This window comes from Marinitoga aeolica (assembly GCF_029910535.1).
GTDB lineage: Bacteria > Thermotogota > Thermotogae > Petrotogales > Petrotogaceae > Marinitoga > Marinitoga aeolica.
Genome location: NZ_CP069362.1, coordinates 1,600,460 through 1,619,216, shown reverse-complemented (window position 1 = coordinate 1,619,216; position 18,757 = coordinate 1,600,460). Strand labels below are relative to the sequence as shown.

Genomic DNA, 18,757 nt, shown 5'->3' with positions numbered 1-18,757 from the left:
GATTATTTCTCATTTCCTTTAAAAAATTTGATTATTTCATTTGCTACTTTTTCTTTTTCTATGTCATTAACTACAACATGTGGACTTTTTTCAAGAACTATTGTTTTAATTATTTTTGATGAAATATTATTTTTTATTTCATCCGCAACCTTTAAAGGAACTGTTTTATCTTTTTTAGAAACTATTATTAATGTGTCACTTTTTATTTTACTCAGCCTTTTTTTAGCCAAACGTTGCAACTTATATAAATCTGCTGCTTTTGATGGCCAATCATAATCCCAATATTCTCTTGCCAATTTATTTAATCCATCTTCCTCATATTCAAACTTCTTATTTTTCTTTATTCTTTTAGTAAATATTTTTATTATAGGAGTTAACTTTAATCTCCAATCTGTAGCTTCGAGAGCAGGAGCTGCCAAAGCTATTTTTTCCGGATTAAATTGTGCTGCTAACAACAAAGTTAAAACTCCACCCATCGACAATCCAGAAACATAAACTTTATTATATTTTGATTTTAACTCAATATAAGAATCTAAAACTCTCCTTACCCAATCCCTCCAGTGACTGTTTAAAAAATCAGTTGAATTTGTCCCATGACCAGGTAATCGGGGAATAAACACTGTAAAGCCTTCTTTATTTAATCTCTTTCCTAAATAATACATATCATGAGGTGTTCCTGTATATCCATGAATAAGCAAAACCGCAATTTCTCCACCTTTTAAAAATAAAGGAAATGATTTCTCATAACCTATTTTAATCTCTTCCGGAATATTGTCTAAAAACATAATATCCTCCTTTAATTTTTATTTTTTTAATTTTATCATTTTTTTATTAAAGTTTCAAAAAAAAGCGACGAAATATATAACGGTTGAAAAATATATTACATTTCACACGGAGGTGAAATTATGAGAATTTATCACAACATGGAAGCTTTAAACGCATGGAGAACCCTTAATTCTGTTAAAGGTGAGATGAGTAAATCTCTTGAAAAACTTTCTTCTGGTTTAAGAATTAACAGAGCAGCAGACGATGCAGCTGGATTGGCAATCTCTGAAAAAATGAGAAACCAAATAAAAGGTCTTGACACTGCTGTAAGAAATGCACAAGATGCTATTTCTATGATTCAAACTGCTGAAGGCGGAATGGATGAAATCCATTCAATATTAAAGCGTATGAGAGAATTAGCTGTTCAATCATCTACGGACACAAACACTGATGCTGATAGAGTTCAACTACAAAATGAGTTTTCTGAATTAAGAGATGAAATTGATAGAATTGCTAAAACAACACAATTTAACACTAAAAACCTATTGGATGGTTCTTTAAAGGAAACAAGAGATGCAGAAGCAAAATTAGTTTCACCTGGTTCAGCTCATTTTGCTGTTGGTGCTTATTCATCTAACATTACTTCAAGCGGAAACTTTATTATTGAAGTCGGTCAATTCAAAGGCGGAGCTACTTCTCAATTAGATATCAAAATTTCAAGAATTGATTCTAATGGGGTTTCACAAGTTACAATTACAAGTGTAACTTTATCTGGTTCAAGAGTTACTGCTACATTAAGTGGAGGAACCGCTACTGTCGGAATTACATGGGATTCAAATCAAATTGCAACTATCAGTGACTACGGTGGAACACTGGCTTCTGGAACAAAAGTTGATGGTGCAGCAGTTGCAGTATATGGACAGGTTACAGCTGGTTCAACCGGTGTAAATCCATTAAATTATCATATAGGTGCTAATGAAGGACAAGTTATCAATCTTGGTTTTGAGAGTATGAAAGCTGATGATATTGGAATTACATCAGGTGTAAAAATCGATTCACAAAGTGGTGCTGAATTTGCTGTTAGTGCTATAGATGCTGCTGTTTATAAAGTTTCTGCATTTAGAGCTAAATTAGGTGCTGCTCAAAATAGACTTGAACATACTATTAAAAACTTAGGTGTTGCTTCTGAAAACTTAACAGCTGCTGAATCAAGAATTAGAGATGCTGATATGGCTAAGGTTATGGCAGAATATACAAGACAACAGATACTTATGCAATCTGGTACCGCTATGCTATCTCAAGCTAATCAATTACCTCAACAAGTATTACAATTACTAAGATAATAATTCTATTAAAGGGCGAATGGATTCGCCCTTTTTTATTATCCTTTTTTATTATTAATATTTTGTTCTATTTCATATCAAAAAACTCCTCCAAAAATGGAGGAGTTTTTTGATATATTAAAGTACTTTTGTCTTTTTTATCCAACCAATAACAATAGGACTTGCAATATACAATGAAGAATAAGTACCAACAACAACACCTACTGCTAATCCAAAAGCAAATGGTGCAATTGCTCTTCCACCCCAAATCAATATTGGCAATACGACTAAAAATGTTGTAAGTGATGTATTTATTGATCTAACTATAACTTCATTGATACTTGTATTAACAATTTCTTCAATACTCTTTTTTCCTCTTAATTTTTTCATATTCTCCCTTATTTTATCATATACAACAATAGTATCGTTTAGCGAATAACCTGCTAATGTCAAAAACGCAGCAATTGCAGCAACATTAATTTCAATACCAAATATAGAATAAAATCCCATTGTAATAATAATATCATGCGCTAAAGCTATAATTGCACCTATACCAAATGAAAATTTAAATCTTAATGTTATATAAGCTAATAATAATACTAAAGAAATAATAACTGCATACCATGCATATGATTTAATTTCTTCTGCAGCATAACCAGAAACATCGTTAAATTCCAAAAAATCAATCTTTATATCTTTTTCTGAAAATTTACTTTTCATAGATTTTATTAATTCTTCTTTTAATGCTGTAGAACCTGATAATGATTCTTTTAACACTACAGAATATTGAAACAATTCAGAATTTTTAACATTTAAATTTTTTAATTTAGCAATTTTTGCTGTAGCATAATCTGATTTTATTGAACTCAATATATTTCTTATTTCGTTAATACTTACTTCTTTATCAGAGGAGATTACAAACTCTGTTCCTCCTGCAAAATCCACACCTAAATTAAAACCTTTGGTGAAAACAAATATTAAACCTGTTATTACTAATAATAAAGATAAAAGAATAAATACTTTTCTTTTCCCAACAAAATCAATCATCTTTTCCCCTCCTCTACAGCCGCACTTTGATATTTTTTCACATTAATTAGATGACTTGTGGATTCAAGAATTGCTCTTGATACAACTAAGTTTGTAAACATACTACCTAAAACACCAATAATTAATGTAATTGCAAATCCTCTTACAGTACCTGTAGCAAAATAATATAATACAACACCTGCTAACACTGTAGTTAAATTTGCATCAAATAAGGTCCAAAATGCTTTGTCAAAACCAAATCTAACGGCTGTCAAAGGAGGTCTTCCATGTCTTAATTCCTCTTTTATTCTTTCATAAATAATTACATTACCATCAACAGTTGTACCAAAAGTTAATATAATACCTGCTAAACCAGGTAAAGTTAAAATAGCATGAGTACCGGCTAAAACTCCTAATAATAATACTGAATTAAATAGCAATGCAATATCTGCAACAACACCCATCCATCCATAAAAAGCTATCATATAAACCATAACAACTAATAAACCTAATAATCCTGCTTTTACTATTGTTTCAACAACATCTCTTCCTAATGTTGGACCTGTTGTTCTTTCCTGGAATTTTACTAAATCAACTGGTAAATTTCCTGCTTTTATCAAAGCTGCTACATTTCTTGCTTCTTCAATGGTTTGGATACCTTCAATTACAGCTGAACTACTTGTAATTTTCTGATTAACAACTGGCGCAATAATAACTCTATTATCCAAAATAATAGCCAATCTTTTTCCAACCAAATTTCCAGTTATCAATTCAAATTTTTTGCTTCCTTGAGAACTAAATTTTAAATTTACCAAAAAGCCTTTTTTTCTTGTATTAATATCGGCATTAGCATCAACAACTTCTGTTCCTGTAAATTCAAAAGGTTCTTTTCCAAATGTAAAGTATTTTTGAACTTTATACCATGTCGTTTCATCATATAAATCTCTCACATAATCATATATGGGTTCCTCTTTACCATTGATAACTACATATTTATTTCTTCTGATTACTGGTTTGGTATCAGATGTTTGTACATCTATTACTTCAGCAAAATATAATTTACCTCTGCTACCTATCAATTTTTCTGCAGTTTCGATATCTGTAATTCCTGGTATTTCAACACGAACTCTTATCTTATTACCACTAACTACTTTGGATACAACAGCTTCTGTATATCCTGCAGCATCTAACCTCTTTCTTAAAACCAAAATAACATTATCAATAATTTCATTTGGATCTGTTCCTTCATCCAGTTTCATGTTATATTCCAACATACTTCCGCCTTTAATGTCTAATCCAAGTTTAATATTAGAAAAATACTTAAAAACTCCTGTATTTTCGCTGGCTGTTTTTGATGGCCAGAAAAACATTAATAATGCTGTTAGTATAACTACTACCGAAATGATTACTCTAACTTTGTGTGACTTCACAAAACCAACCCCCTTGAAAATTACTTTTTATTTTCTTCTTTATTTGATTTAGAAAGAATTGCCACTATTGAACTTTTAGTTATATCTAATTCTGTTTTATCCGCTGTTCTAATTCTAACAAAATCATTATTTATATTCACTATTTTTCCTATTATTCCTGATTGAGTTAAAATTTTATCATCTTTTTTTAGCTTAGATAACATATCTTTGTGCTTTTTTTCCTGCCTTTTTTGTGGCATTATAATTAAGAAATACATTAACCCAAAAATCAAAATAAATGGAAATAATAAACTCCAAATACTTCCCGTAGCTGAAGTTGATGCAGCAGCACCAGCGCTTGTTTGAGGAGCAGCTGACTCAGGTGGGCCAAAAAATAAAAAATTTGTTATACTGTGAAAATTCATAATAACTTCACCTCCAAATTAATTTTTTCTTAGAATATTATAACACAGATTTGTGATTTATGGAAATTTTTATGATATAATTAAAAGGGAATTTTATCATTTTTGTGGAAAAAATGATTGAAAAACAATCAAGGGGGTATGAAAATGGAACTTTTAAAAGAACTTGAAAGTATTATAAACAACCTTACAGAAAAATACAACAAAGTCAAAGAAGAAAGAGACGCATTAAAAAAAGAAAGTGAAGAGCTTTATGCAGAATATGAAAATCTTACAAGAGAAAGGGATATGTTAAAAAACCAAATTGATGAATTTAAAAAGAATGAAGAAGAAATGGAAAAATACATTCAAGAAATCAATTATAAATTGAAAGAAATTTTAGGAGAAGAAAATTCTGAGGCAACATCAGAAACTTATATTCCTGATGAAACAATTTCAAATGATTCCTCAAACATAGAGGGTACTTCCCACGAAGAGCCTAAATGGTAATATAGTTATAGTATAGAGGCGGTGAAATTATGGGAGACAAGAGACAAAAACATATATATTTTGATTTACTTGGAAAAAAATACGATTTTATTACCGATGAACCAGAAGAAGTTGTAAGTGAAATTTTAGAAAATATAAAAAGGAATGTAGAAGAAATATATTCTAAAATGAACAATCCAGATCTGGTTCATATATTGTTATTTCTTCTTTTAAATGAAAATCTGGAAAAATTAGAATTAAAAAATGGCTTAAAAGAACTAATAGATAAAGTCTCTTTTGTCTCCCATAATAAAGTATAAAGAAATTTGGTGGTGTGAAAATGAAAATAGGCTTTTTTGATTCCGGAATAGGTGGTTTAACCGTTTTAAAAAAGGTGGTCGATACCTTTAAAGGCCACCACTATTTTTATTTCGGAGATACTTTAAATGTTCCTTATGGTTCAAAACCAATTAAAAAAATCATACATATACTAAAGAATCTATTCCTATTTTACGAAGAAATTGGAATAGACATCGTTGTTGCGGCCTGTAATACATCTGATTCAATAATTTTAAGAAATTATATAGATATAGGTTCATATAACTTTAAATATATTAGCATCTTAGAAAACGCCATTTCCCAAATAAAAGAAAAGGAAAATGTATTGTTATTAGCTACTGAAAATACAGTGAAAACAGGTACATATAGAGAATTATTAATCTCCAAAAATACAAAACTAACTGAAATAGCGTGTCCTTTGTTTGTACCTCTTATCGAAGAAGGAATATGGCATGGCCCTATAGCTGAATCTATTGTAAATTTTTATCTAAAAAAACAAAGAAAATATGATAAAATAATTTTAGGTTGTACACATTATCCAATATTAGAAAAACACATAAAAAAAGTTGTCAAAGGAAAAATAATAGATCCTGCTGATGGAATTGTTGAATCATTAAAGTTACATTTGCCAATTATAAATTCATCACCTGAAATCCAATTTTATATTTCAGGAGATTTACACAAGTTTATACATAATTCCGAAAGAATTTTAGGAAGAAACAATTATAATGTAAAATATTCCTCCTTAATCCTTGGGGAAAACGGAGTGGTTTTATGGTAAAAAAAAGAAAAATATTGTTAATTACCGGTTTATCTGGCGCTGGAAAAACTACAATTTTAAAGATTTTAGAAGATATCAATTATTACACAATAGATAATATTCCGCCTCATTTGATTGAGGAATTTTTAATAATGTTATTAAATAGTTCTGATATTGATAACATTGCGTTTGTTAGTGATATAAGATGGAAAAATCCAAAAGAACTAAAAAAAGAAATCCTAAAAATACGAAAACGTTTTAAATACACCGATATTACTTTCAAAGTAATTTTTTTAGATTCTTCTATAGAAACAATAAAAATAAGATTTATGAAATCAAGAAGAGGACATCCTTTACAAAATTCAAATTTAACACTTGATGAATCTATAGACAAAGAAATTGAATTGATGAACCCTATAAAAGAAATATCAGATATTGTAGTTGATACAACAAATCTTGAACCTTCAAAATTTAGAGAAAAAATATTTGAAATTTTAGACGAACAAAAAGAAAATAATACAAAAATAAAAATAATTAGTTTTGGTTTTAAATATTCATCACCAAATGATTTAGATTATCTATTTGACGTAAGGTTTCTTCCAAATCCTTATTATATAAAAGAATTGTTTGTACAAACTGGTAAAGATAAGGAGATTATAGATTACCTGGAACATTTCGAAGAGTCCAAAGAGATTGTTAACTCAATATTTGAAATTTTGATAAAAATTCAAAAATGGTATTCTATAACAGGAAGAGTATCTATAAATGTTGGCATAGGTTGCACCGGTGGGCGACATAGATCTGTATATGTTGCTGAAAAATTATATGCTTTATTAAAATCAAAAAATTATAATGTTTCTATTTATCATAGAGATATCAATAGGTGATATTATGTCTGTATTTTCCGAAGAAGTTAAATTAGAACTGGTAAATTCAAAGATTGATTACCCTGAAATTGAATTATTTGGATTTATAAAAGGAAAAGGAAGTTTTGTTATAGAAGAAGATAATCATTTCTTAAAATTATCAATTTCTTCTATGAATACCTTAAAAAGGGTTTATAAACTTTCCAAAGAATTATTTGAAGAATGGATAACTACATATATAAAAATTGAAAAAAGGCTTAAACTTGGAAGAATGGGAGAATTATATTTTAATCTAATGCATGCAAAAATTATATTTGAAGAAAGAAATATCGATATTTTCTCAGATGGTGTCCCAAATTATATCGCTAAAGATCCTTATTTATTTGGTATTTTTTTGAGAGGTTTATTTTTAAGTTGTGGATCTGTTTCTATTACTAAAAATTATCATTTTGAAATATTCTCAGACTTCACAGAACTCTTTGCTCAAATGATAATAAAAAATTTACAAAATCTTATAGGAATCAAAGCTAATTATATAACAAAAAATAATAAAATAAAAATATACATAAAATCATCTAAAGATATTTTAAATGTCTTAGAATTAATTGGAGCTCATAAATCTGTGGAAAAAATATCAACTATTATCAAAGTTCGCGAATTAAAAAGCAATGTGTCGCGAACATTTAATTTTATCTCAGCAAATGCTACAAAAACTGCTGAAAGTGCTTCAAAACAAATTGAAAATATAACTATAATTTTAAATAATATTGGATTGGATAATTTACCAGACGATTTAAAACAAATAGCTTTATATAGACTTGAAAACGAAAGTGATAGTTTAAGTGAAATGGCTGAAAATTTAAATATATCAAAATCCACCTTATATTATAAAATGAAAAAATTAGAAAAAATCGCAAATGATTTAAAAAGAGGTGAATTGCCATGAAATGCCCTTATTGTGGTTTCGAAGAAACCAGGGTTTTAGATTCTCGAACAATTGCAGAAGGTACTGTGACGCGAAGGAGACGTGAATGTTTAAGATGTAATAGCAGATTCACAACTTATGAAAGATACGAAACTCATAAAATCTTTGTAATTAAAAAGAACGGGCAAAGGGAAATTTTCGATAGACAAAAAATTTTAAATGGTCTCATAAAGGCTTGTCATAAACGAGCTATAAGTTATGAACAAATTGAAAATTTAGTAGCCGAAATAGAAGAAAAAATTAGAAAAATGGGAACATCAGAAATTGAAAGCGTTAAAATTGGTGATATGATCATGAACGAATTAAAAAAAATAGATCATGTTGCTTATGTTAGATTTGCTTCTGTTTACAAAGAGTTTGGGGATTTAGATCATTTCGTAAAAATAATAAATGACTTAAGAAAAAAAGAAAATTAAGGAGGTTTAAATATGATTCCAGGTGAGAAAATACAATTAACCAGAGAAGGTTATGAAAGTTTAATAAAAGAGAAAGAAGCACTAAAAAATAAATTAATGACAGAAATAGCTGAAAGAATTAAAGAAGCAAGAGAACTCGGAGATTTATCTGAAAATAGTGAATATGAAGAAGCGAAAAACGAACAAGGTAAAATAGATTCAAGAATTAAAGAAATAGATTATATCCTGGAAAATGCTGAAGTTATTGATGAATCGGAAAGCAATAATGAAGAGGTAAATTTAGGAAATACTGTTATAGTTAAAGATTTAAAAAAGAATATTGAAGAAACCTATAAAATTGTTAATTCTCAAGAAGCAGATATTTTTTCAGAACCTAAAAAAATTAGCTCCGAATCGCCACTAGGAAGGGCTTTATTAAAAAAGAGAATTGGTGATAGAATTAAGTTTAAAACGCCACTAAATAAAGAAAGAGAACTTGAAATTTTAGCTATATTAAAATATGGAGGTGCTTGATTTGAGCGATTTAAGAGAACAAAGATTAAAATTAATTGAAGAGATAAGAAAAGAAGGAAGAAATCCATATCCTTATAGATTTGAAAAGGATATGAAAGTTGAAGAGATTAAAGAGAAATATAACAATATTTCTGACGGTGAATTATTAGAAAATGAAGTATTTAAATTTGCAGGAAGAGTAATGTCAATAAGGAAACATGGAAAATCCGCTTTCATTGTTTTAAAAGATGATACAGGTAGGATTCAAGCTTATATAAGAAAAGATAAGGTTCAAGATGGAAAATTTGATGAATTTAAAAAATATATGGATATTGGTGATTGGATTGGAATAGAAGGATTTCCTTTTAAAACTCATACAGGCGAATTGACATTATTAGTACTTGATTTTGAAATTCTTTCTAAAGCATTAAGGCCTTTGCCAGAAAAATGGCATGGTTTAAAGGATAAAGAAGTAAAATATAGACAGAGATATGTTGATATGATAGCAAATGATGAAAGCTTAAAAACATTTGTTACACGATTTAAAGCTATTAGATATATAAGAGAGTTCTTAAACTCAAAAGGTTTTATCGAAGTAGAAACTCCTATTTTACATCCTATTTTAGGAGGAGCAAATGCAAGACCTTTTATTACACATTTAAATGTTTATGACACTAATATGTATTTAAGAATTGCACCAGAATTATATTTAAAAAGATTAGTTGTTGGTGGTATGGAAAAAATTTACGAGATTGGAAAAAATTTCAGAAATGAAGGAGTATCTTATAAACACAATCCAGAGTTTTCAATGATGGAATTATATCAGGCATATGCTGATTATACTGATATGATGAAAATTACAGAAGACGTTTTGTCTTATGTTGTCGAAAAAATACATGGTACAACAAAAATAAATTATCAAGGTGTTGAAATTGATTTTAAACCACCATTTAAAAGAGTAAAAATGAGAGATTTTATCAAAGAACATCTTGGAGTTGATATATTAGAAGATCCTGATGAAAAATTAGTTGAAGTTTTAGAAAAAAATGGTGTAGAGGTAATGGTTGAAGATAAAGGTCATTATATTGATGAATTATGGTCTTTAGTAGAAGATAAGATTGTTCAACCAACATTCGTATTAGAACATCCTGTAGAAATATCACCATTGGCAAAAAGACATAGGGAAGATCCAAGAGTTACAGAAAGATTTGAATTAATTATATATGGAAGAGAATTAGCTAATGCTTTTAGCGAATTAAATGATCCTGTTGATCAAATGCAAAGATTTAAAAAGCAGGTGGAATTAAAAGAAAAAGGTGATGAGGAAGCTCAGATGATGGATTTAGATTTTGTTAGAGCTTTAGAATATGGTCTTCCACCAACTGGCGGTTTAGGTATTGGAATTGATAGATTTGTAATGTTCCTTACAAATGCAGAAACAATAAGGGATGTTATAGCTTACCCAATAGTTAAACCTATGAAATTTGAAGACGAAGAAAAATTAATGGAATCCGACGAATAAAATTAACCTTTTTTAAATATTAAATTCATCTTTATGTATATAATATATAAAGGTTATTGTTATTTAATCTTATAAAAATAAATAATATAATAATAAAATATAGGAGGATGATTGAAATGGCTAGAGTATGTGAAGTGTGTGGTAAAAGACCAACAGCTGGAAATAGTGTTGCTCACTCAAAAGTAACAACAAGAAGATGGTGGAAACCAAATATCCAAAAAGTAAAAGTTGTTTTAGAAGATGGTACTGTTAAAAGAATGAATGTATGCACAAGCTGTTTAAAAGCTGGAAAAGTTAAAAGAGCTATATAAAAACATATAAAAAGCGCCGTAGGGCGCTTTTTATGTTATAATATAGATAATAATCAATTAGAAATTGCATACAAAAATGAGGGTGGTATTTTGAAGATATTAGGTCCTGTTGTTACCTCTAAATCAATAGGAAAATCGTATATACAATTAAGGGATTTAATACCTTTAGCAAAAAAATTTCATTATGATGGAATCGCATTATTTGAAGATCATCCAAAATCATGGATTAGTTTTATTTCATTGTGCAATAAATACAAACTAAAACCTATCATACTATTTGAAAAAGGGGATAGGATTTATGTTCCTAAAAATTCTAATGATCTAAAAAAGTTAATCAAATTTTATAACGGAATTGAAATTAAATTTCCATCTATTGAAAAAGATTATATTTTAAAAAAGATTGTCTATCCAACAAAAAGATTTTCAGAATTGACAAATGATATCGAAGGTGATTATATAAAAAAAGATTATGGAATAGAAAATTATGTAGATAAGAGATTATATAATTATATTATAAAAACAAAATTTGATTATAAAATCTCAGAATTTTACATTGGTATTCCTAAAATGGGAGGTTTTAAAAAATTATATGAAACAATCTTGCCTTTAATAAGCAAATTACCAGATAATTATGTTGAAAGGTTAAGAAGCGAATTAGAAGTTATAAGAAAATTAAATGTATCTGATTATATTTTATCAGTAAAAAAAATAATAGATATAGCAAAAAAAACAGGCAGTCTTGTTGGACCTGGAAGAGGTTCTGCTGTAGGATCTCTCGTAGCTTATTTGTTAGGAATAACACTTATAGATCCGATAAAATACAATCTATATTTTGAAAGATTTTTAAATGTTTCCCGACAAGAGCTTCCTGACATTGATATTGATGTAGAGTCAGAAAAAAGAGACTTAATTATAGAAAATCTTTCAAGGGAATTTGAAATAGCTCAGGTTAGAACATATGTAAAAATGAAAAGCAAAAGTGTATTCAAAAAATTAAAAGAATTTTTAGAGGTCGATTACTCAAATAGGTTTAAAAAACCCATAAGATCTCCTGAAAATATTCATTTATATAAAAATCCCCAATTTAAAGACTATTATATTCTTGCATTCTATTTAGAAGGATTAGAAATTGCTGAATCCGTTCATGCTGCCGGAATAATCTTATCTGACAAACCTCTAAAAGATCATATTCCTCTTGATTTATCGAGAAAAGTCTCTATAACTTTATGGGAAATGGATGAATTAAAAGAAATTGGTATAGAAAAATTCGATTTATTATCCCTTGATACCCTTTCTCTACTAAAAAAATTCGATTTTAAATATTCAAAATATCATTTTCAAAATTTAAATAACAAAAAAGTTTATGAAATAATATCAAAAGGTTTAACTGAAGGAATATTTCAACTTGAATCCAATCTTGCTAAAAAATTAGCTAAAAAGTTAAAGCCAAAAAATTTTGATGAGTTGTATATTCTTCTAGCATTAAATAGGCCAGGTCCATTAAATTCTGGAATGTTCGATGAATATCTTGAAGGTAACAGTAAAGAATATTTAAAAAAACTTCTATCGGAAACAAAGGGAGTTATTATATTTCAGGAACAAGTTATGTATTTAGCTCAAAAATTGGGCGGATTAACTCCTTATGAATCCGATAATTTTAGAAAAGCTATTGCTAAAAAGAATGTTGAAAAAATTGAAAATTTAAAATCAAAATTTATTTCTAACGCTGCTAAAATAATTGGTATTAATGAAGCAAAAAAATTGTATTCTAAAATTGAAAATTTTGCTCAATATGCATTTAATAAATCTCATAGTGTTGCTTATGCCCATTTAAGCTATTGGATTACTGAAATAAAAAGTTTACATCCAGAAAAATTTTATCTTGAATACATTAAATATAAAGGTTTTTCTTTTGAGCTTTTTAATGAAATAAAACTTATGAATATAAACCTAGATATTCCTTCTATAAACCATCCTATAGGATTAACTAAAAAAAATCATATAACTTTACCTCTACGAATAATAAAAGGTGTAGGAGAATTCGCAGAAAAGCGTATTTTAGAAGATATTCAAAAAAATGGGAAATATATATCATTTGAAGATTTCATAAAAAGGTCAAAAAATATTGGGATAACAAGAAATATTATTGAACAAATGATTAAAGGTGGAACTTTTGATATATTTGATAAAAATAGAAGAAAATTATTTAGAAAAATTTCAGAAATTGAAATGTATGCTAGTGAAGATTCTAAAAAAATATTATCCAACGTTTTTGGAGAAAATATTGAAAATAATGATAAGAAAATCACAACCTCAAAAGAAGATATAATTAATTTTGAAAAAGAAGTTTTCGGTTTTAGTATTTCTATACAGAGTATGTCTTGATTTTATAAAAAAAATATGATATAATCCAATTGAAATAAAACATTAAGATGTTCGAGGGCTAGGCCCTCGAACTCTCTTTTATTTAAAATAAGGAGGTGTAAGACATATGAATAATATTAAAGACCTGATAAAAGAAAAAGCTGATGAAATCGCTAAAAAAATGGATTTAGAAATTTTTGACATTTCTCTAAAGAAAGTGAGAAAAAAGTTGAAATTAGAAATAATAATAGATAAATTAAATGGTTATGTTGGAATAGACGAGTGTGAAATTTTTTCCAGGGAAATTGAATCTTATTTAGACGAAAAAGACCTTATAGAAACTTCTTATGATTTAATAGTTAGTTCTCCAGGATTAGATAGACCTTTAAGAAATTTAAACGATTATATTCGTTTTAAAGGTAACCTTGCAAAAATTATATTAAGAGAGAGAATCGAAAATAGAACTGCTATAAAAGGTTATATTGTGAATATTGAAAATGATATTATTCTCGTAAAAGAAAAAGATGGCGGAAAATTGATAAAAATACCTTATGCTAAAATACTTAGAGCAAATCTGGAAATAGATTTATAGGAGGTGATAAAATGAATGTTGTTTTAATTGAAGCTTTAGAAGAATTAGAAAGGGAAAAGGATATAAAAAAAGAAGTGTTGCTAGAAATTATTGAAAAAGCCATTGAAAAGGCTTATAAAAATAATTATGAAATGGAAAATGTTGAAGTAGTAGTTGACAAAAATCATGGTGAAATCAGTATATATCAGATATTAAAGGTTGTTGAAAAGGTTGAAAATGAAGGAGAGGAAATATCTATTGAAGATGCAAAAAAAATTAATTCAAAAGTCCAAATAGGTGATTTAGTAAAGAAAAAAATTAACCCTAAAAAAGAATTCAAAAGAATAGCGGCTCAAACTGCAAAACAAGTAATTAAACAAAGTATAAGAGAAATAGAAAAAGAAAACTTATATCATAAATACTCTCCACTTGAAGGTAAAATTACAACTGCCGAGGTATTGTTAGTAACAAATGAATATGCTGATATAAGAATAGGCAAATTAGAAACAAAATTACCTAAAAAAGAATGGATTCCAAATGAATCATTATATTCTGGAGATATTATAAAAGTATATATAAAAAATATTCAAAAAACTACAAAAGGTCCAAAAATTTTGGTAACAAGAAGTGCTCCAGAGTTTGTTGAAGAATTATTTAAAATGAATATTCCAGAAATTGAAGATGGTATTGTAAAAATTAAAAAAGTTTATAGAGAACCCGGAATTAGAAGTAAAATAGCTGTATATTCTGAAGATCCAAAAATAGACCCAGTTGGAGCATGTATTGGTGAAAATGGTGTTAGAATTAGTCAAATATTAGAAGATTTAAAAAACTTAGAAAAAATAGATGTTATAAAATGGTCTGATAATATTGAAGAATTAATAAAAAACGCACTTGCTCCCGCTCAGGTCTTAAATATAAAATTAGATAAGAAAAACAAAATGGCTCTGGTTCATGTGCCAGAAAATCAACTCTCTCTGGCAATAGGTAAAGGTGGTCAAAACGCAAGAGCTGCTGCCAAAATTACCGGTTGGAAAATAGATATACACACTGTTTGAATTAATTAAAAAGGAACACAATTTTAATAATACTTAAATCAAAAAGTCTTCTTTTTGCTGTAAAATTGAATCGAACTAAAAAATGAGGAGGCGGATTTAACACTATGTCCCAACAGGTTTTGAAAAAAGTTCTCAGAGATAAAAAACAAAGAATGACAGCACAAAGAGAGTTGATTTTAAAAATATTTATGGAATCAAAAGGAAGATTAATGAGTTTAGATGATGTTTATATGAATATTAGAAAAAGAAAAAACCATAAAACAAGTAAAATGACTGTTAAAAGGGGTATTGATCTTTTAGAAGAATTAGGAATTATAAGAAAAGTCAATTTTGAAGACGGAACACCCAGATATGAGTTAATAGAAGAAATAGAAAATGAACCAAAAGTATTGTTCATATGTGAAAATTGTGGAAAAGCTGTGAAACTTGACCTTGATAAAGATAAAATTAAAAGCATATTACCTTACGAAAATATCGAAATTAAAGACTTTGATTTAAAGATATATGGAATGTGCTCAGAATGCAAATAATACTGCACTTAATGTGCAGTATTTTTTTTACTAATATTGCATATCCAAAATATATAAAATAGCGGGTAATAATTACCCGCTATTTTAGGAATTTACTTATTTCATTTTTCAAAAGCCCTATACCTTCACCAGTTTTTGAAGATACTGGAAAGTATAAATATTCTCCATATCCTGATAGAACAGATTTTATTAAATTTAATTTTTTCTGTCTTTCAGACTTTTTTACTTTATCTAATTTAGTAAGAACTATCATAAATGGTATTTTTAATTCTCTTAGCCATTGAATCATTTCTATATCTTTTTTCTGCGGTTCATGTCTATGGTCTATCAATAAAAAAACCATTTGCAAAGAATATCTATTAACAAAATAATCTTCTAATAAATTTGCCCATTTTTTCTTTTCTTCTTTTGAAACACTTGCAAATCCATATCCTGGTAAATCAACAAGATATCCTTTATTATCTACATTATAGAAGTTTATAGATCTTGTTTTTCCAGGATTAGAACTTATTTTAGCTATTTTAATACCAAATAATTTATTCAACAAACTCGATTTCCCTACATTCGAACGACCTGCAAATGCTATTTCGGCATTTAATGGTGGTGGATAATCACCTTTCATATATGCAGTTTTTATTAACTCCACTTTTTTAAACATATCTATTCCTCCAATAAAGCTATTTTTAACACTTCTTTTATATTACTTACCTTATGAACTTTAATTTTTTTCAATATTTCTTCTGGAATTTTTTCTAAATCTTTTTCATTATCTTTAGGTATTATTACTTCTTTTATACCACTTCTATATGCAGAAAGCAATTTTTCTTTAATTCCTCCTACTGGTAATACCTTTCCCATTAATGTAATTTCACCAGTCATTGCTATTTCGTTATTTATTGGTTTTTTTAATAAAGACGAAACTATTGATGTTGTTAATGTCACACCTGCAGACGGTCCATCTTTAGGTACTGCACCTTCTGGAACATGGATATGAAAATTACAATTACTAAATTTTTCAATAAGAGATTCATCCATTTCCTCTATCAACGACTTAGATAATGTTAAAGCTATTTGAGCTGATTCTTTCATCACATCGCCAAGTTTTCCTGTAATTATTATTTTCCCTTTTCCAGAAGTTATAAGTGTTTCAACCTGTAATATTTCTCCACCATATGCCGTCCATGCCATTCCAGTAGCCACACCTATCTCTGGTTTTTCTAACTTATCTGATCTAAAATAAGGTGGAGTGCCTAAAAAGTCTCTTACATTGCTTACCTTAACATTTATCTTTTCTTCTCCTTCTGCTATTTTTAAAGCTATCTTCCTCATAAGTTTTGCCAGAATTCTTTCTAATGATCTTACTCCTGCTTCTCTTGTATATTCAGAAATTATCTTTTGCAAAGCTGATTTATTTATCTTAACCTGTGTTTTATTTAAACCATGTTCTTCCAATAGTTTTGGAATTATATAATCCTTTGCTATATAGTATTTTTCCGCATCTGTATAACCTGGGATTTGTATAATTTCCATCCTGTCTCTTAAAGCTGTCGGTATTGTATGTAATACATTTGCAGTAGTAATAAATATTACTTCAGATAAATCAAAAGGAATCTCAAGATAATGATCTATAAAACTATTGTTTTGTTCAGGATCTAAAACTTCTAATAAAGCTGCAGCAGGATCTCCCTGATAAGATATTCCCATTTTATCTATTTCATCAAGAACTATAACAGGATTTTTTACATTCAATCTTTTAATTAGCTGTATAATTCTTCCTGGCATTGCTCCAACATATGTTCTTCTATGACCTCTTATTTCAGCCTCATCCCTCATTCCTCCAAGAGATATTCTACCAAACTTTCTTCCCAATGCTTCTGCCACAGACTTCCCAAGAGATGTTTTACCAACGCCAGGAGCCCCAACAAAACAAAGTATTGGTGACTTTGGTTTATCAGATAGTCTTCTCACCGCTAAAAATTCTAAAATTCTTTCTTTAGGTTCTTTTAATCCATAATGATTTTTGTTCAATAACTTTTCCGCATCCTTAATATTCAATCTATCTGTTGTTTTTCTATTCCATGGAAGATTTATAATCCAATCTATATATGTTCTAACAACATTAGCTTCAGGAGAATATGGTGACATTTTTTCAAGTCGTGATAACTCATGTTTGGCTTTTTCCTTTACATAATCTGGTAAATCTGAATTTTCTATTTTTTCTTTTATTTCTTTCATTTCTTCATCAACTTCACCTGAAAGCTCTTCTTGAATTGCTTTTAGTTTTTCTCTTAAATAAAATTCTTTTTGTCCCTTTTCAATTTTTTCTCTTACTTTTGATTCTAATACTTCTTCTATTTCTAACAATTCTATTTCTCTTGTTAAAATTTCCAATTCTAATTCTAATCTTTTCTTTGGATGTAATTCCTCTAACAATTCCTGTTTTTCTTCAAGTTCAAGAGGCAATACGGAAGCAATTAAATCACTTATAACTTCCGGATCATTAGTATCTTCTAAAACCATTATTGCTTCTTGTGGAAATTTTTTCGTTAACCCTATATACTTTTCAAACAATCCTTTAACTTTTCTTACAAGTGCTTCTAATACTTTTGTTATTTTGTACTTTCTTTCTAAAGGGAATATTTTAAACTTAAACATATCTTTTTCTTCTATAACTTTCTTTACCTCTGCCCTTTTTAAACCTTCTACAAGAATCTTATATTCTCCATCAGGTAATTTAGCAATCTGAACCACTCTACCAACTGTTCCTACTTTATACAAATCTTCTATAGTAGGATTTTCTAATTCAATATCTTTTTGCGAAACAAAAAACAATAAATTATTATATTTCTCAAGAGATTCCTCCAATGCTTTAATAGATTTTTTTCTTCCAATTAGCATAGGTAGAATTGAATTTGGAAAAATAACCAATTTTGCTCTAGTAGCAATTACAGGTAACTCTTCTGGAATACTCTCTTTAAAAGATTGATCTATAAATCTATCTATAGCACTTTTTTTATTATCCATATACTCAACCTCCATTTTTATTCTAAATTTAACATATACATTAATAAATTAAGACGGAAATATGGTAAAATATACAATTGAAATAGACTTTTTAATATGAAATAAAT

General features: G+C 28.1%; 20 protein-coding genes. 14 read left to right on the top strand and 6 right to left on the bottom strand.

Annotated elements, in window-relative coordinates; genetic code table 11:
* Positions 1-2: 2 nt before the first annotated feature.
* Positions 3-785 (bottom strand): alpha/beta hydrolase, encoded by a 783-nt coding sequence (locus JRV97_RS07545; protein WP_280997698.1) that lies wholly within the window; start codon positions 783-785, stop codon positions 3-5.
* A gap of 120 nt (positions 786-905) precedes the next feature.
* Between JRV97_RS07545 and JRV97_RS07540 the strand changes: the two genes are divergently transcribed.
* Positions 906-2,108 carry a flagellin N-terminal helical domain-containing protein gene (locus JRV97_RS07540; RefSeq protein WP_280997696.1) on the top strand — a complete coding sequence of 401 codons (1,203 nt, stop codon included), beginning with the start codon at positions 906-908 and terminating at the stop codon, positions 2,106-2,108.
* A gap of 117 nt (positions 2,109-2,225) precedes the next feature.
* On the opposite strand, the gene secF is transcribed toward JRV97_RS07540, so the two are convergent.
* From secF to yajC, 3 genes are read right to left on the bottom strand one after another with little or no spacing between them, the layout of a single operon-like run.
* Positions 2,226-3,134, bottom strand: coding sequence for a protein translocase subunit SecF (secF, locus tag JRV97_RS07535; protein WP_280997694.1), 909 nt, complete (start codon positions 3,132-3,134; stop codon positions 2,226-2,228).
* Positions 3,131-4,543: a protein translocase subunit SecD gene (gene secD, locus JRV97_RS07530; RefSeq protein ID WP_280997692.1), complete on the bottom strand. Its 1,413-nt coding sequence runs from the start codon at positions 4,541-4,543 to the stop codon at positions 3,131-3,133. Before secD ends, secF begins: the two co-directional genes overlap by 4 nt.
* A gap of 20 nt (positions 4,544-4,563) precedes the next feature.
* Positions 4,564-4,947 carry a preprotein translocase subunit YajC gene (yajC, locus tag JRV97_RS07525; RefSeq protein WP_280997690.1) on the bottom strand — a complete coding sequence of 128 codons (384 nt, stop codon included), beginning with the start codon at positions 4,945-4,947 and terminating at the stop codon, positions 4,564-4,566.
* Between the two features lie 144 nt (positions 4,948-5,091).
* On the opposite strand from yajC, the gene JRV97_RS07520 reads away from it, so the two are divergent.
* The 13 genes from JRV97_RS07520 to JRV97_RS07460 all read left to right on the top strand — a co-directional run bounded on the left by JRV97_RS07520 (position 5,092) and on the right by JRV97_RS07460 (position 15,626).
* Positions 5,092-5,433: a hypothetical protein gene (locus JRV97_RS07520; RefSeq protein WP_280997688.1), complete on the top strand. Its 342-nt coding sequence runs from the start codon at positions 5,092-5,094 to the stop codon at positions 5,431-5,433.
* Between the two features lie 29 nt (positions 5,434-5,462).
* Complete coding sequence (locus JRV97_RS07515; RefSeq protein ID WP_280997686.1) at positions 5,463-5,732, top strand: hypothetical protein; 270 nt, start codon at positions 5,463-5,465, stop codon at positions 5,730-5,732.
* Positions 5,733-5,752: 20 nt separating this feature from the next.
* The gene (gene murI / locus JRV97_RS07510) at positions 5,753-6,532 is read left to right on the top strand and encodes a glutamate racemase (RefSeq protein ID WP_280997685.1); all 780 of its coding nucleotides are present in this window, start codon (positions 5,753-5,755) and stop codon (positions 6,530-6,532) included.
* Positions 6,526-7,398: an RNase adapter RapZ gene (rapZ, locus tag JRV97_RS07505; RefSeq protein WP_280997684.1), complete on the top strand. Its 873-nt coding sequence runs from the start codon at positions 6,526-6,528 to the stop codon at positions 7,396-7,398. The genes murI and rapZ overlap by 7 nt, the downstream gene beginning before the upstream one ends.
* A gap of 4 nt (positions 7,399-7,402) precedes the next feature.
* Entirely contained in the window at positions 7,403-8,323 is a 921-nt protein-coding gene (gene whiA / locus JRV97_RS07500; RefSeq protein WP_280997683.1) for a DNA-binding protein WhiA, read from the top strand.
* Complete coding sequence (gene nrdR / locus JRV97_RS07495) at positions 8,320-8,778, top strand: transcriptional regulator NrdR (RefSeq protein WP_280997682.1); 459 nt, start codon at positions 8,320-8,322, stop codon at positions 8,776-8,778. Before whiA ends, nrdR begins: the two co-directional genes overlap by 4 nt.
* Before the next feature lie 12 nt (positions 8,779-8,790).
* The gene (greA, locus tag JRV97_RS07490; RefSeq protein WP_280997680.1) at positions 8,791-9,291 is read left to right on the top strand and encodes a transcription elongation factor GreA; all 501 of its coding nucleotides are present in this window, start codon (positions 8,791-8,793) and stop codon (positions 9,289-9,291) included.
* Positions 9,278-10,792, top strand: coding sequence for a lysine--tRNA ligase (lysS, locus tag JRV97_RS07485; protein ID WP_407081544.1), 1,515 nt, complete (start codon positions 9,278-9,280; stop codon positions 10,790-10,792). The genes greA and lysS overlap by 14 nt, the downstream gene beginning before the upstream one ends.
* 116 nt (positions 10,793-10,908) lie before the next feature.
* Positions 10,909-11,103 carry a 50S ribosomal protein L28 gene (gene rpmB, locus JRV97_RS07480; RefSeq protein WP_072862122.1) on the top strand — a complete coding sequence of 65 codons (195 nt, stop codon included), beginning with the start codon at positions 10,909-10,911 and terminating at the stop codon, positions 11,101-11,103.
* Between the two features lie 90 nt (positions 11,104-11,193).
* On the top strand, positions 11,194-13,488 hold the full coding sequence (gene dnaE, locus JRV97_RS07475) for a DNA polymerase III subunit alpha (protein WP_280997671.1): 2,295 nt from the start codon (positions 11,194-11,196) through the stop codon (positions 13,486-13,488).
* A 106-nt stretch (positions 13,489-13,594) separates the two neighbouring features.
* Positions 13,595-14,059, top strand: coding sequence for a ribosome maturation factor RimP (locus JRV97_RS07470; protein WP_280997669.1), 465 nt, complete (start codon positions 13,595-13,597; stop codon positions 14,057-14,059).
* An 11-nt stretch (positions 14,060-14,070) separates the two neighbouring features.
* The gene (gene nusA / locus JRV97_RS07465; protein ID WP_280997667.1) at positions 14,071-15,096 is read left to right on the top strand and encodes a transcription termination factor NusA; all 1,026 of its coding nucleotides are present in this window, start codon (positions 14,071-14,073) and stop codon (positions 15,094-15,096) included.
* 104 nt (positions 15,097-15,200) lie between these two features.
* Entirely contained in the window at positions 15,201-15,626 is a 426-nt protein-coding gene (locus JRV97_RS07460; protein WP_280997665.1) for a Fur family transcriptional regulator, read from the top strand.
* A 79-nt stretch (positions 15,627-15,705) separates the two neighbouring features.
* Here the strand turns inward: JRV97_RS07460 and yihA are convergent, their stop codons facing one another.
* Together yihA and lon are read right to left on the bottom strand one after the other, a co-directional pair.
* Positions 15,706-16,284, bottom strand: a complete 579-nt coding sequence (yihA, locus tag JRV97_RS07455) for a ribosome biogenesis GTP-binding protein YihA/YsxC (RefSeq protein WP_280997663.1) — start codon at positions 16,282-16,284, stop codon at positions 15,706-15,708.
* A 2-nt stretch (positions 16,285-16,286) separates the two neighbouring features.
* On the bottom strand, positions 16,287-18,650 hold the full coding sequence (gene lon / locus JRV97_RS07450; RefSeq protein WP_280997661.1) for an endopeptidase La: 2,364 nt from the start codon (positions 18,648-18,650) through the stop codon (positions 16,287-16,289).
* Positions 18,651-18,757 lie beyond the last annotated feature (107 nt).